Source organism: Acinetobacter sp. VT 511 (assembly GCF_001077515.1).
Taxonomy (GTDB): Bacteria; Pseudomonadota; Gammaproteobacteria; order Pseudomonadales; family Moraxellaceae; genus Acinetobacter; species Acinetobacter schindleri.
Genome location: NZ_LFRE01000094.1, coordinates 91,117 through 106,028 on the forward strand (window position 1 = coordinate 91,117; position 14,912 = coordinate 106,028).

12 protein-coding genes are annotated in these 14,912 nt (G+C 44.0%); 5 read left to right on the top strand and 7 right to left on the bottom strand.

Annotated features, from left to right (window positions below; translation table 11 throughout):
* Nucleotides 1–3: 3 nt before the first annotated feature.
* The 5 genes from ACS72_RS14960 to ACS72_RS14980 form a co-directional block, all read right to left on the bottom strand.
* Nucleotides 4–807: an NYN domain-containing protein gene (locus ACS72_RS14960; RefSeq protein WP_004890306.1), complete on the bottom strand. Its 804-nt coding sequence runs from the start codon at nucleotides 805–807 to the stop codon at nucleotides 4–6.
* Between the two features lie 92 nt (nucleotides 808–899).
* Nucleotides 900–3,542, bottom strand: coding sequence for a type I DNA topoisomerase (gene topA / locus ACS72_RS14965; protein ID WP_048882540.1), 2,643 nt, complete (start codon nucleotides 3,540–3,542; stop codon nucleotides 900–902).
* Between the two features lie 31 nt (nucleotides 3,543–3,573).
* Nucleotides 3,574–4,023, bottom strand: coding sequence for an ammonium transporter (locus ACS72_RS14970; protein WP_048882541.1), 450 nt, complete (start codon nucleotides 4,021–4,023; stop codon nucleotides 3,574–3,576).
* A 70-nt stretch (nucleotides 4,024–4,093) separates the two neighbouring features.
* Nucleotides 4,094–5,092 (bottom strand): hypothetical protein, encoded by a 999-nt coding sequence (locus ACS72_RS14975; protein ID WP_048882542.1) that lies wholly within the window; start codon nucleotides 5,090–5,092, stop codon nucleotides 4,094–4,096.
* A 178-nt stretch (nucleotides 5,093–5,270) separates the two neighbouring features.
* On the bottom strand, nucleotides 5,271–5,516 hold the full coding sequence (locus ACS72_RS14980; protein ID WP_048882543.1) for a SlyX family protein: 246 nt from the start codon (nucleotides 5,514–5,516) through the stop codon (nucleotides 5,271–5,273).
* A gap of 35 nt (nucleotides 5,517–5,551) precedes the next feature.
* On the opposite strand from ACS72_RS14980, the gene ACS72_RS14985 reads away from it, so the two are divergent.
* On the top strand, nucleotides 5,552–7,456 hold the full coding sequence (locus ACS72_RS14985; protein WP_048882544.1) for an ATP-binding cassette domain-containing protein: 1,905 nt from the start codon (nucleotides 5,552–5,554) through the stop codon (nucleotides 7,454–7,456).
* A 121-nt stretch (nucleotides 7,457–7,577) separates the two neighbouring features.
* On the top strand, nucleotides 7,578–8,513 hold the full coding sequence (locus tag ACS72_RS14990; RefSeq protein WP_048882545.1) for a lauroyl acyltransferase: 936 nt from the start codon (nucleotides 7,578–7,580) through the stop codon (nucleotides 8,511–8,513).
* A 296-nt stretch (nucleotides 8,514–8,809) separates the two neighbouring features.
* Here the strand turns inward: ACS72_RS14990 and ACS72_RS18915 are convergent, their stop codons facing one another.
* Both ACS72_RS18915 and ACS72_RS15000 read right to left on the bottom strand, forming a co-directional pair.
* A complete protein-coding gene (locus ACS72_RS18915) occupies nucleotides 8,810–8,938 on the bottom strand; it encodes a hypothetical protein (protein ID WP_265735833.1) in 129 nt (42 codons plus the stop codon).
* 341 nt (nucleotides 8,939–9,279) lie between these two features.
* Nucleotides 9,280–10,404, bottom strand: coding sequence for an endonuclease/exonuclease/phosphatase family protein (locus ACS72_RS15000; protein WP_171249876.1), 1,125 nt, complete (start codon nucleotides 10,402–10,404; stop codon nucleotides 9,280–9,282).
* A 191-nt stretch (nucleotides 10,405–10,595) separates the two neighbouring features.
* Here ACS72_RS15000 and asd point away from each other — a divergent pair, with 191 nt between their 5' ends.
* From asd to ACS72_RS15015, 3 genes are all read left to right on the top strand, one after another.
* Entirely contained in the window at nucleotides 10,596–11,714 is a 1,119-nt protein-coding gene (gene asd, locus ACS72_RS15005; protein WP_048882548.1) for an aspartate-semialdehyde dehydrogenase, read from the top strand.
* Between the two features lie 141 nt (nucleotides 11,715–11,855).
* Nucleotides 11,856–13,442 carry a hypothetical protein gene (locus ACS72_RS15010; RefSeq protein WP_081405875.1) on the top strand — a complete coding sequence of 529 codons (1,587 nt, stop codon included), beginning with the start codon at nucleotides 11,856–11,858 and terminating at the stop codon, nucleotides 13,440–13,442.
* Between the two features lie 71 nt (nucleotides 13,443–13,513).
* Nucleotides 13,514–14,893 carry a hypothetical protein gene (locus tag ACS72_RS15015; RefSeq protein ID WP_048882550.1) on the top strand — a complete coding sequence of 460 codons (1,380 nt, stop codon included), beginning with the start codon at nucleotides 13,514–13,516 and terminating at the stop codon, nucleotides 14,891–14,893.
* Nucleotides 14,894–14,912: the final 19 nt, after the last annotated feature.

Genomic DNA, 14,912 nt, shown 5'->3' on the forward strand with positions numbered 1-14,912 from the left:
GCTTTAAGCGCTCTGTTTTTTTATTTTTCTAAGAAACATCTGGCTCATTTCAATCTTAGTTTCAAAAAGATTTAAAGTCTTGATTAATCCAGAAAGTTTGGCACGACCATAATTACGAGAGTCAAAATCAGGTTTTACCGCACTTATGTATTGCCCAACCATACTTAAATTGGCCCAACCATTTTCATCTGCATTATCTTTTACAGCTTTATAAATTAAATTAAGCGTGGCTCGGTCCATCCCTTCAGGTAACTGAATTTCCTTTTGGGCAGATATGGTTTTTTGTCCACTTGTCTTGCTAATATCCGAAACTTTTTTATCAATTAAATCTGTTTCTTCACTATCCTCATTATTTTTAATTTCACTATCTACAAGTAAGTTTTCAATATAAATAAACTTGTCACAAGCTTTTTTGAATGCTTCAGGAGTAGCTTTTTTGCCAAAACCATAGACGGTGAGACCATTTTCACGAATACGTGAAGCTAAGGGCGTGAAATCGCTATCACTGGATACGATACAGAACCCATCTAATGCACCTGCATAAAGTAAATCCATAGCATCAATAATCAGGATCATGTCTGTTGCATCTTTACCTTTGGTATAGGCAAATTGCTGTACAGGTGTAATTGCATGTGGAAGCAAAACATCGCGCCAATTTTTTAAGGTTTCACTGCTCCAATCTCCATAAACACGTTTAACACTGGCAATACCGTATTTAGCAACTTCTTCTAATACTGATGCGATTGCATTAATCGATGAATTATCCGCATCAATGAGCACTGCGAATTTTTTTGTTTGAATATCCACACCTTCCCCAAATTTTATTATTAATCAAATTTCTAAAATTTATTCTGCCATAAAAAATGCCGACTGATGTCGGCATTTTTTATTTTTAGCTTTTAGGCTTCAACCCATTTTCCATCTTGGTAAACCAGAGACCATTTGGTTTGCTTACCTTCAGGTGTTTCTGAACCAATATATTGCGACTGGTTCTTACGGCTGAATTTCACCAGAGTTGGATTACCTTCAGGATCTACATCTGGCGCCTGCAAGATAAACTGATACTTTGGATCCAGTTGATCCGCTACAGTACGCAGTTCTGCGACCTTCGGTGCGCGAGTTTCACGGACTTTCGGGAACTTGCTAGCGGCCAGGAACAGACCGGCTGCGCCATCACGCAGAACAAAGAAATCATCATGCTTGGTTGAACGCAGGTGTTCCATCTTGATCGGATCAACGCGCGGAGGTGCAGGCTGACCATTCTTCAAGACTTTACGGGTATTCTCACAGCTGGTACAGGCAAAATAAGGACCAAAACGGCCAGTCTTTAACTGCATTTCTCCATCACATTTATCACATGGAATGGTTGGGCCATCATAGCCCTTGATCTTGAACTCACCTTCTTCCAGTTCAAAACCGGCACAGTCCGGGTTGTTACCGCAGATATGCAGTTTACGACCGCCATCAATGACGTAGCTGTCCATGGCAGTCGAGCAGATCGGACAACGTTTTTTCGACATCAGGTCAGCAGTTTCAGCGGCATCATCGTCAGACAGTGCAGCCAAAGACTCAACCGGGGTCAGGTTCAGTGTGCCTTTACAACGCTCTTTAGGCGGCAGGTTATAACCTGAACACCCCAAGAATACACCTGTCGTTCCGGTACGGATCTGCATTGGACGGTCACATTCTTTACAATGGACTGCTTCAACTTCTACAGGCTGATTGCGGCGCATGCCGTTTTCACCCTGAGCATTGGTCAGACGTTTCTTGAAGTCGCCATAGAAGCTGTCTAACAGATCCTTCCAGTTACGCTCACCATCTGCCACTTTATCCAGCTGACCTTCAAGGTCTGCAGTAAAGTCGTAGTTCATCAGGTTATTGAAGCTTTCATCCAGACGATCGGTGACGATCTCACCCATCTTCTCGGCAAAGAGACGACGGTTTTCCAGTTTTACATAACCACGATCCTGAATGGTCGAGATAATCGCGGCATAAGTCGAAGGACGGCCGATACCACGTTTTTCAAGCTCTTTTACCAAGGATGCTTCAGTGAAGCGTGCCGGTGGCTTGGTAAAATGTTGAGATGGATCTAATTTTTCAAGTTTTAGTACTTCACCGACTTTCACAGCAGGCAACAGTACATCATCATCAGATTTGTTCTGGCCACGAACTTTGGTGAAACCATCAAATACCAGAGTACGACCTTTAGCTTTCAGCTCCACACCATTGGCATCGACTAAAATAGTCGATGATAAATATTCTGCTGGTGTCATCTGACAAGCTACAAATTGACGCCAGATCAGGTCATACAGACGCTGTGCATCACGTTCCACTCCAGCCAGACTGTCGCCTTTCAGCGCGACATTGGATGGACGAATAGCTTCGTGGGCTTCCTGCGCACCGGCTTTATTACCATAACGGTTCGGCTTGGCTGGCAGATATTTCTCGCCATATTCTGACTCGATATGACCACGCACCATATTGACTGCATCATCACTCAGGAAGGTGGAGTCAGTACGCATATAGGTAATGAAACCAGCTTCATACAGGCGCTGCGCCAGCATCATGGTTTTCTTCACCGAGAAACCTAGACGGGTACTTGCGGCCTGTTGCAAGGTGGACGTGATATAAGGTGCGCTTGGATTGACCTTGGTCGGTTTATCTTCACGGCTAATAACTTTATATTCGGCGTCTTTAATCAGATTCAATAAAGCGTCAGTTTCAGCTTTATTATGCAGCTTTAAAGTCTTGCCATTTTGCTTGACCGCTTCCAGACGAATATCATCTTTCTTGGATTTGGTATCTGCAAAAACCTGCCAGTATTCTTCCGGAATGAACTTACGAATTTCACGTTCGCGTTCCACCACCAGCTTTACAGCGACAGACTGTACACGTCCCGCAGACAGGCCACGGGCAATTTTTTCCCATAGCAGTGGCGAAATCATGAAGCCGACGACACGGTCCAGGAAACGGCGCGCCTGCTGGGCATTAACCTTATTGGTATCTAGACGTGAGGGCTGTTTAAACGCTTCCTGAATGGCATTTTTGGTAATTTCGTTAAAGACCACACGCTGGTAGCGTGAATCATCGCCGCCGATCACTTCTTTTAAGTGCCAGGCAATCGCTTCCCCTTCACGGTCCAAATCCGTTGCGAGATACACTTCATCGACTTGCGATGCCAGTTTTTTCAGTTCAGCGACTACGCCTTCCTTGCCCGGAAGGACTTCATATTTGGCTTTCCAGTCATGTTCTGGATCGACACCCATCCGGTTAATCAACGCCTGCTGTGATTTTTCCGCTTTTTCTGCTTCAGTCAGCTTGGTTCGCGTTGCTGGTTTTTTCTCTGCAGTTTTCGCAGAGCCGCCCGTTGGCAAGTCACGCACATGACCCACCGAGGATTTCACGATGTAGTTTGAACCGAGATACTTGTTGATTGTTTTCGCTTTTGCAGGCGACTCCACAATCACCAAGGCACGTTTACTTCCAGCGTCGGAAGACTTCGCCGTGCTGCTTTTTGATGTGGACCGAGGAGCGTTCGCCATATTAACCGTTTAATCCTGTTTATTTCTAAAATTAAAGTTCAGCCAAAGAATGTAATAGTGCCTTGATGTCATCAAGTTGCGTGGCTCTAAGGTCAGATTCTTCATCCCAATAGAGTCCTACACAGTTTGCCTGCATATCAATAGCATAAATGCCTTTTAATGCAATGGGAAAATCTTTAAATTTGTCATCGCCTTGTACCAGCTCAAGCTTTTGATCGACCACACGGGCACGCATCAGTGGCAAACGTGCGTCTGGTATCAGCACACTATAATAAGCCACCATACTGGCACGCTTTTCAGTGGCCATCGGCACTTTGGTCCAGTCAGGAGCCACAACCAGACGTGGGTGTAATCCCATCTTGCGGGCTTTCTCACGCATCATGCCCAAAGCTCTTTCCCGTGGGCTGACACGCAGACCAAAAATAGATCCCAGTACAAATACAATGATGACGACAGCAACCCAGATTCCTGTATTTTCCATAGCTCAACCTTTATGTTCTATTATTAGAGTTGCATAAGCTCAATATAAAACGCAAGTTTGCGCGACAAAATTAATTCAGGAACATCTCATGGCTGTAGAGAACTTCATGACCATTCCAGTAAATATAGCCTTTCTCCAGCAGTTCCTTCAGCAATAAACGCACATCCGATTTTGGAAATAACTGTTCCAGTAAATCTCGCAATTCATAAATATCTTTAGGCTTGTCACCTTGCAGTTCACGCAGCTTGCGTGCCACTTCCATCTGTACCGGATCAATGCGGTCAAAGTTTTTGAACAATCCCTGCTGTGCAGACTGAATGGCAGATTGTTCTTCAATGACTTTTTCTGGCTCTTCCGGGGTCAATTCAGCAATGGCCTGACTCAGATCAAGCGATGTAGTTGGTGCAGCAGACAGATCCAGTTGTGACCATTGCTTTAATACCTTTTTACGGAAGGCAATCTGATCTTCATAGCGTTTTACAATCTTGAGGTTAATCAGCATTCCGACTACATGCTGCGCTTTGCCTGGCAGTACTTGCAGAATATTTGCCACAGAATTTTTCAGGCTTTCCAATGTGGTTGGCTTGCCTGGCATTTTCGCCAGTGCATCACAATATTTTTTCACCAGTTGTAAAGTGGGTTTCTGCTGAATGGTGTCGAGACTTGGGATCTTGAATTTAGGAGAGATTTTTTTATCCTGTTCCGGTTCTGCTTGTACCTGAATCAGGCTACAGCTAATGTCAGATGCAATCAGCATTTGCATCAGCATTTCACTGCTGTCCATGGCTGAAATCAGTTCCACATGCGTGTCCGGTTCCAGCAGTGCCATCAGCTGTCCGACAATGACCGCATATTCATATTCACGGTGTTCAGCTTCAGGAATGTCCAGAATGACCACTTGCCCACTGGCGATCCAGCCTGCCAGTTCGGTCAGGTCTTCCAGTTCAAATTCAAACTTTCCGGCACAGCTAAACAGGTACAAGATTGGATAATGCTTGGTGATTTCACGTAATAGAGTGGCGGTCGGGAAATTATTTTCAAGATCGAGTAAAACAACTTTCTGTGACATGGAACACCAATCTGAACAAAACCTGGAAGCGCTATTAGAGGGGCAAGCGTGAAAAAGGTCAAATTATTTTAAGCATGGCTAGTTTTACTGACTAGGATTACCCTGCTGAAACAAAGCATAGACCCATTAAAGCGAAAACCCTCACAATGGAGGGTTTTCTACATGACCAATTACATAATTAATAATGCGGTGGTCGATCAATAATCGGGTCGAATTCTGCAATGCCCTCAGACAAATCTGCCGACTCAACACGTTGATATAACAGCGTCATTTGCTTCTGAAGATTGATGATTTCCAGATTCTGCCTGGTCACCTGCTGATTCAACTGTTCAACTAAATCGTCCAAAAATGCAATTCGGACTTGCAAATCTTCAATGGGTGCGGAAAATGACGCCTGATCATTTAGATTTTGTTGTTTAGTCATTTTAAGTCCTCATCATAGGATTTCAGGAAACCATTATGGCCTATATTACCCTTAGGGATGTCCAACTCGCGTTTGGTGGACCTGCACTGCTCGACGGCGCTAACTTTAATTTAGAACGCGGTGAACGAGTGTGTTTGATTGGCCGTAATGGTGAAGGTAAGTCTACCTTACTTAAACTGATTGAAGGAAGCCTGTTACCTGACAGTGGTGAAGTTTCCTTACAAAATGGCATCACAATTTCCATGTTGGCCCAAGACGTGCCGATGGATTCAGGCAAAGTCGCCGATATCGTGGCGGATGGCGCAGGTGAAGCATCAGAAGTTCTACGTGCTTATCATGAAGCCAGCGAAGCCTGCGTACTGGGTGATATGGAAGCTTGTGACCGCATGGGTTCATTGCAGCACAAGATGGATCAGCTGGATGGCTGGGCTTTAGAAACCAAGGTGAACTCTATCCTGAGTAAAATGGGCCTGGATCCGGATGCAGACCTTGCCGATTTATCCGGTGGCCGTAAGCGTCGTGTGCTGCTGGCTCGTGCCCTGCTGACCCAACCAGACGTTCTGTTACTTGATGAACCGACCAACCATCTGGACGTTGAGAGTATTGAATGGTTAGAGAAATTCCTGCTCGATCAAAATAATTTAACCCTCCTGTTTATTTCGCATGACCGTTCATTTGTAGACAGCATTGCAACCCGTATTGTTGAACTGGACCGTGGTACATTGCGTAGCTACGAAGGTAACTATTCACGTTACCTCGAGCTTAAAGCCCAGCAGATGGAAGCCGAAGAAAAGCAGAATGCGCTGTTTGACAAGCGTCTTGCTGAAGAGGAAGTATGGATTCGCCAAGGGATTAAAGCGCGTCGTACCCGTAACGAAGGTCGTGTCCGTGCGCTTAAAGCATTACGCGAAGAATCAAAAGCACGCCGCTCACAACAAGGTAAAGTGAGCATGGCAACTCAGGATGCGAGCCGTTCTGGTAAAGTCGTATTTGAGATTGAACATCTCAGCGTGAAATTTGGTGACAATGCACCAATCATTAATGACTTCTCGGCACTGGTAATGCGTGGCGATCGTATTGGTTTAGTCGGTGATAACGGTGTTGGTAAAACCACACTGATTAAAGCGATTTTAGGCCAGCTTGAGCATGGCGGTACGGTGAAAACTGGTACACAGCTTGAAGTGGCTTATTTTGACCAGTTACGTAACGTATTGGATCTGGAAAAATCGGTAAAAGATAACGTCGCTGAAGGTTCGGACCATGTCGATATCAATGGCAGTCGTCGTCATATCTATAGCTATTTACAAGATTTCCTGTTCTCGCCTGAACGTGCCCGTACACCGGTAAAAGCGCTGTCTGGTGGTGAACGTAACCGTATTTTGCTGGCAAAACTGTTGCTTAAACCATCAAACCTGATTGTGATGGACGAACCAACCAATGATCTGGATATGGTGACCCTTGAACTATTAGAAGAAATGTTAAGTGGCTATAAAGGCACATTACTGCTGATCTCGCATGACCGTGCCTTTATGGACAATGTCGTGACCTCAACCTGGGTATTTGATGGTAAAGGCAATATCGATGAATATATCGGTGGTTATCAGGATTATTTAGAGCAACGTCCGAACCAGACAGCGGTCGATCAAAAATCTGCCGTTAAAAAAGCTGCAGCCAAAGCTGAAGCGGCAGCGGCTGCTCCTGCACCGAAAAAGGTGAAACTCAGCTACAAAGATCAACGTGAACTTGAACAATTGCCTGCAGAAATCGAAGCACTGGAAAGTGAACAGGCTGAACTTTCTGACAAACTGGCAGATAGCTCATGGTTTGTGAAAGATGCAGCAGCAGCGACCAAGGCATCTGAACGTCTAGGTGAAATTGACGAGATTTTGCTGGAAAAAATGGAACGTTGGGATGAGCTGGAAAATATGACTAAAGGTTAATTTTCTTCCCTCTTAAATGCTAAGCATCTGTATTCATACAGATGCTTTTTTATTTTCACTTTTTTGTTTCAAAAAGCTCTTCTGCTACACTGCAGATATCTTGAGGTTTAAATAGCAGATTATGAGTAAAAAGCCAGATTACCAACCCGGTGAATTTCAATGGGCCTTCCTGTATCCCCAGTATTGGGGCATATGGATTGGCATTGTATTCCTGATGATTCTGGCGATTTTACCTTGGGCGATTCAGTACCGTCTGGCTTCTTTACTGGGTAGCTTAAGTTTTAAATATCTCAAATCTCGCCGTGAAACTACAGTGCGCAATCTGGAAGTGTGTTTTCCAGAATGGTCTGCGCAAGAAGTGCAGGAAAATTCCCGTCAGGTCTTTATTGACCAGATGCTCGGTGTGTTTGAAACCTTAAATGCCTGGTACACGCCAAAATGGTTTAAAGGCCGTGTAACTATTGAAGGTCTGGAATATATCCAGCAAGCACAAGCTGAAGGAAAAGGTGCATTATTACTCGGTACGCACTCTACCCTGCTGGATGCTGGCGGCTACCTGTGTGCCCAATATTTTGAACCGGATGTCGTCTATCGTCCGCAGAATAACCCCTTGCTGGATATGCTGATTTATCGCTGCCGCGCCACAATTTATGCCAACCAGATTGACCATGATGATATGCGTGGTCTGGTGCGTAATCTGAAAAATGGACATGCGATCTGGTACAGCCCGGATCAGGATTTCGGTTTAAAACAAGGCGTAATGGCACCATTTTTTGGCGTTCCTGCTGCAACCGTGACCGCACACCGTCGTTTATTAAAAATGACCAAAGCCGCTGCGATCCCATTGTATTTCTACCGTCACGGCGATATCAAAAATCCAAAATATCATGTCCTGATTGAGCCACCCGTTGAAAACCTGCCAAGCGCAGATGAACTGGATGATGCCACTCGCGTGAACCAGATTATTGAACGCCAGTTACGGATCGCCCCAACGCAATATATGTGGTTCCATCGCCGTTTTAAGACCCGCCCACAGGGTTATGATTCGATTTATTGAGTTCTCGAACTCTTTCATCATGGATTAATGATTTATTTCCTGATAAATCCACATGGCTTCAGTATGACCAACATAGCTAAAGCCTGATAAAAGCCGGTAGCATGCTGGTCAGCAACTAAAATTTTTTGATGAAATCCTGAATAACGCTCTAGCATGGCCTGCATAATTCGGCGACCAATGCCCTACCCTTGTAATTCTGGATGAACCAGTAAATGGGAAAATACATCACCAGATAGCCATCAGAAATGGCATTGCCGAGTCCAACCAGTCAACCATTTATACCGGCAGTCACAAGACTATGAGAATGGTTCAAGGCTTCTAAAAGCAGTTGCGGTTTTTTTAGCTGCTGACCATTGATTGGTATTATAGAGTTCAAATATTTCAAATTCCTGGGCTAAATCACTGTCAGAAGTAATAAACTGCATACACGTTTTCCAGAAATTATTTAAACTCGAAAAATTGTTTTAATAATCAATTAAATAAAAAAGAAAATTAAAGCTCTAAAATAGTTTAACCCGGGCTCTACATCCTGTAAAAACCCGGGTTAATGAGGTTGTGCTTTCAACATTTTAATTCTTGGTTTTTTGTGATTTCCATTTCATCATCGTATCCATGATGTCTTCATTCAGCTTCGTCTTCCTTATGAGAAATTCCCTTCTCGACTCCCTGTGCTGATATAAGCAGAATATTGGAATCATCGAGGAATAAATATCGTTTAAGACCCCAATCTATGTAAGCCATTTCGTACACTTTTCCGATAAATCCATCACACTTTTGAACCTTTTTTGTAGGTTTGAGCAATTTCATCCGTGACTATTTTTTCTTCTTTCTCAGCTTTTTCAATACCTTCTTGTATAGCTTCCTGAGCCTGTTGCTCATCTTCTTCAGTCTGTTCCAGTTCTTCTTGTACATGATCAAAGACTCGCCCGGTTTGTAGTACCACAAACACCGGAAAATGATCCGAGCCCACATGTGGCAAACGCTCCATATGGACTAAAGCAAAGTCGGTACTGTGGAAGACATGGTCAAGTGACCAGCGGAACATCGGATAATCGGCATGAAAGGTATTGACATAACGGCGCCCGACACGCGGGTCGAGCAAGCCACTAATACGCTGAAACAAACGTGTAGTACGTGACCAGGCGACATCATTCAGATCCCCCATCACAATACAGCTTTCATCGAGATCCTTGATTTGATCGCCAACAATCAGCAATTCAGCATCACGCAGTTTCGAGTCCTTGGCTTCAGTCGGACTTGGCGGTTTTGGATGTAGGCAATATAACTGAACCGGATGGCCAGAACGTAAAGTGACTGTGGTATGAATCGAAGGAATTTCATTACTCAAAATAAACTTCACTTCGGTGTCGCTGAGTTTTAATTTACTGTAGAGATGCATCCCATACAGGTTATCCAAGGGCACAGGTACACGGTAGGGATAGTCCGCTTCAATCACTGAGAGTTGTTTCTGCCATTCTGAATTGGTTTCCAGCGTCAGTACCAGATCTGGAGCTAAATGTTGAATTTGTTCGAGTAATAGATGATATTTTTCATTGGTCATTAACACGTTAGAAACCAGTAAAGAAATTTGTTTGCTTGAATCCAGTTGCTGCCGTTTGACCTTCTTCACCTGTTTCTTCCAGATAAAGGTATAAGGCAATACCATCTTCAACTGGTAGGCTTGTGCCGCGAGCAGTCCTACAAAAATAATTTGGTCTATCAAGGTCCAGGAATGCTCCCAGAATATATAAAGTCCTAGTGCAATGAAGCCAATAATCAGAATTTGTAGTCGCGGGAAATCGGCGCCACGGATCCACCATTCATCACGAGGAATCAGGGACCAGAAACTGAGCCAGATGACCAGCACTGACAATATCTGAATAAACAAAATCATAAAGTGACTCTTTTACTATGTTGTTATTTTTTCTAGAAGAAAATCTGCGTTATCAATTTTGTATGTAACATAAACAAGATATTTCGCTCAATATTATTGATGTTTCTATTGTGTAGCTATTGCAGTTGAGTCCCTTTTTGGTACACTCGAACCCCCTTTAATTTTTTAACGCACCGAGGCAAAGTGACATGAAAGTAGGTCTGGTCGGTTGGCGCGGGATGGTTGGTTCCGTCCTAATGCAACGTATGGTTGAAGAGAATGATTTTGCTCATTTTGAGCCATTCTATTTCTCTACCAGTAATGCAGGTGGTGAAGCACCGGCATTTGGTGGTAAAACTGCCCCAGCACTTATGGATGCGACAGACATTGATCGTCTGAAGCAAATGGATGTCATTATTACCTGCCAAGGTGGCGATTATACCACTGCGGTTTTCCCTAAGCTGAAAGCTGCAGGCTGGAATGGTTACTGGATTGACGCTGCGTCTACCCTGCGTATGGATGATGAAGCAATCATTGTACTTGACCCGGTTAATCTGAACGTGATCAAAGATGGCCTAGTGAAAGGTACTAAAACTTTCGTTGGCGGTAACTGTACGGTTTCCCTGATGCTGATGGGCCTAGGTTCTCTCTTCCAGAACAACCTGGTGGAATGGGCAACTTCGATGACCTATCAGGCGGCATCTGGTGCAGGTGCACAAAACATGCGTGAGCTGATCACAGGCATGGGTTACCTGTATAACAATACTAAAGACCTACTCGATGATCCACGCTCTCCAATTTTGGACATTGATTCTAAAATTGCTGAATTACAACGTGGTGAAGGCTTCCCGTCTGCAAACTTTGGTGTACCGCTAGCTGGTTCTCTGATTCCATATATCGACAAGCAGCTGGAAAGCGGCCAGTCGAAAGAAGAATGGAAAGGTCAGGTTGAAACCAACAAGATCCTCGGCAACCAGCAGATCGTTCCAATCGATGGTCACTGTGTACGTATCGGTGCAATGCGCTGTCACTCTCAGGCAATTACCTTGAAGCTAAAACGTGACGTACCTTTGAATGAAATCGAAGATATGATTCGTCAGTCTAGCCAATGGGCCAAAGTGGTACCAAATACACGTGAAGCATCAATGACTGATCTGACGCCTGTCGCAGTAACCGGTACATTGACTGTTCCAGTCGGCCGTCTGCGTAAAATGAACATGGGTAAAGAATACCTGGGTGCATTCACTGTAGGTGACCAGTTACTTTGGGGTGCTGCTGAGCCTTTACGCCGTATGCTACGCATTCTGATCGATTATAAAAATGCTTAATTAAGCACGTTATAATCAATCTAAAAGCCGATCTTTATTGATCGGCTTTTTTGTGTCACTATCAAGAAAATAGTTGAACAAACATAGACATCCCAATCATCGAGCCATACTGCCTATAATATGACCGATGCTGAGCCTAGAATGAAGATGACTGTATATAAAAAATTCAAAATTGCTACTTTAACCATGATGATTGCACAGCCTGTTTTTGCAATCACGGTTGAGCCAGTTCAGGTTCAATCGGCACCCGGGGAATTACTCTATGCGGAAATGAATTTCCGTCAGTCAGATATCAATATACCGATTGAAGTGAGTTTAGCTACGCCAGAAGATTTAATGACGCTGGGCACTACGCATCAACCTCCCGGTCATCTTAATTTTTTTACCCGTCGTAGTAGCAATGGAACAGGTGTGATTACTATTACCTCTTCACGCCCAATCACTCAAAATGATCTGAATTTTGTAGTTAAGGTTAAAGAAGGCAATGCAGCACGCTTACAACACATCAAGACCACACTCAAACCCAAGACAGATCTGCTAAAAGCTTCAATCAGCGCGAATGAACGAACATTAACCCCAGTCGTGGTGGTGAATGAAAATGAAATTGGTTTAAATTTACCTGTCAGTACGCAATACAAGACTGCAGCAGCGAATACCAAGGCTCTGGAAAAACTATTGGCTGTACAGCGTCTTGCTCCACCACCATTATCACCAAGCTCTATCCCTCAGACAACATCGATAACGACTCCCGCTGTTCAGGCTCCAGCCAAGGTTGAGGAAGCTATTACAGCTGTGAATACGCGTCCAGTCACAAGTACTTTGACGACACCCACATCAATCGCTGAACCGGCAATACCAGCTATTCAACAAAAGCCTCTGGTCCCAAATAGTCTGCAAAAAAATCCTGCCACCCCTACAACTCAAGTAAAAACTCAGGTAGCGGAAGATACATCAGTAGCACCTGTTGCACAGCAGAATCAAGATATACCAGCTCAAAAAGTACAAAATCAAAAGCCAGTGGCGACCTATCCTGCTGCTGCGCCACAATCGAATTCCAGCGACCCATTAGTTAAAAAATATGCCGAAGAACAAGTCGCAAAACAGAAGCAAGTTACTCCTAAAAAACCGCCTCAAGCAGCTTCGGCTCCAGTGCAACACTCCCCTCAAGCGAGCCCGACATCTACTGCAAAAGCAAGTTATGTGGTTCAATCCAATGAATCTCTCTGGAAAATTGCTGCACGTATTGCTCAGGAACAAAACCGCGGTGTCGGTGAAGTCATGCAGCAAATTAAAAAAAATAATGAACAGGCCTTTATTGGCGGAGATGCGAATCGCCTGAAACGTGGTGCGGCACTGAATTTGAATATTGCGCCCGCACAAAAACAGCCAATTACCGTCAAGACATCTGAGCTTGCACAAGTTCAGAATAAGGCTAAAGGCAGTACCAAATATCGTTTAAATCAAGCTGAAATGAGCCTGGTTGCTGAGAACCAACAAGAAACTAAGCAACTTTCTGCAAATCAAAACACATTAGACCGTCAAACTTCGAAAGAGTTGTCATTAAAAGTTATGACAGTTCGAGAAAAAACCGTTAAATTACAGAGAAACGTAACTGAATTAGAATTGGCGCTTAATCAGAAGGATCAGAGAATTCAATTATTAAATGCCCGTCTTGCCCGACTGCAACAGCAGCTGAAAGCACAACAGGCAGATAAAAAAGCCAATTAACTAATCATTACATACATTGATTTACAGGGATGAGTGGATATATAGCCCTCTATCTCTAAGGGGTACTTATCATGCTGATTTATGTGATTCCATTAATTTTATTGATCATCGTTCTGATCGTAGTCAAAAAACGTCAGGATGCTCAAGAGTCAGATAAACCAAAGGCAACTACAGCGAAAGCGAGAAAAACCACCAGTTCAGCACGGGCTACCCCAGCAAAAACCCGGGTGGTTGAAGAAGTTGCAGCGAATCCTCAGGAAGCTATTGCTCTTTCAGCAGATCTGCGCAAGAAAATTGAGCGCCTGATCAATGAAGGAAATTTCTTTGCCGCTGAAGCGCAAATCAATCAGGCACTCAAAAAAGACAACCGCCAGCATGAACTGTATCTGTTGCTCCTTGATATCCATATTCAGCAGAAAGATGAATTTGCCATTTCTCAGTTAATCACACATGTCCGTTCACTCGGTTTGGATGACATTCTTGCGCAGGCAGAAACTAAAAAGGCAGAGTTTGAAAATTCAGCTACTTCAACCAAGGATACAATTGATTTTCCTTCTGCACAGTTAAGCGCTGGCTCATCAGTAACTGAGACAGCATCTATAGACAACACTGCTGCCTTTGAAGAGCTATCCCCAACCCACAGCCCAGTAGTTAATGACCTCGCTTTTGATGAACTGCAACAAGAAAATAAGCCTCAAAAAGCTGTATTTGAGCCGGCGCCATCACAGAATGATATCCAGCCGCTGGAATTTAATTTTGAGCCCACTCTGACTAAACCGGCAAGTGATGCAGCCCAGGATCTCCCAGGAGCTACAGGTTTAGAGTTTAACTTCTCTGACGCTCCTGCATCTGAGCCTACACCGAAGACAACATCAGATACTGCCACATCTGCACTAAACTTTAGCTTTGACTTAGATAGCTCGATAAAAGCTGAAACTGCCGCACCGGTTATGGACTTTAAGCTTGACTTAGGCAGCTCAGAAAAACCAGAAGTGACACCAGTACCTACTGCAGAATCAGTTCAACCTCTTGATTTTTCTTTCTCGGCAGATACAACGTCAACCACAGAAACTCAGCCAGAAATCGCAGTACCAGAATTTGATTTATCAGGTTTAACTACACATGAACCTATAAGTCCAGCAGTACCTGCTGTCTCAGAATTGGACTTTAAACTAGATGCCGTTCCTGAAAAACCAGCCAGTGCTGCAATCAGTTTTGATATTCCATCTGCGCCCGTTACTTCAAGCGCTCATCAAAATGATCCACTGGTTCAATCATTCCCTGAATTAACGGAAACGGATGAGGTAGTATTAAATCTGGAATTGGCAGAGCAGTATATTCAATTGGGTGCCTATGATGCCGCACGTGAAATCCTGACAGAAAAGGAAGCGGACTACAGTCCACAACAACGTACCCATGTTGATCAATTACTGAATCGAATCGCTTCTTAAGTAAATTCGTTCTACACTA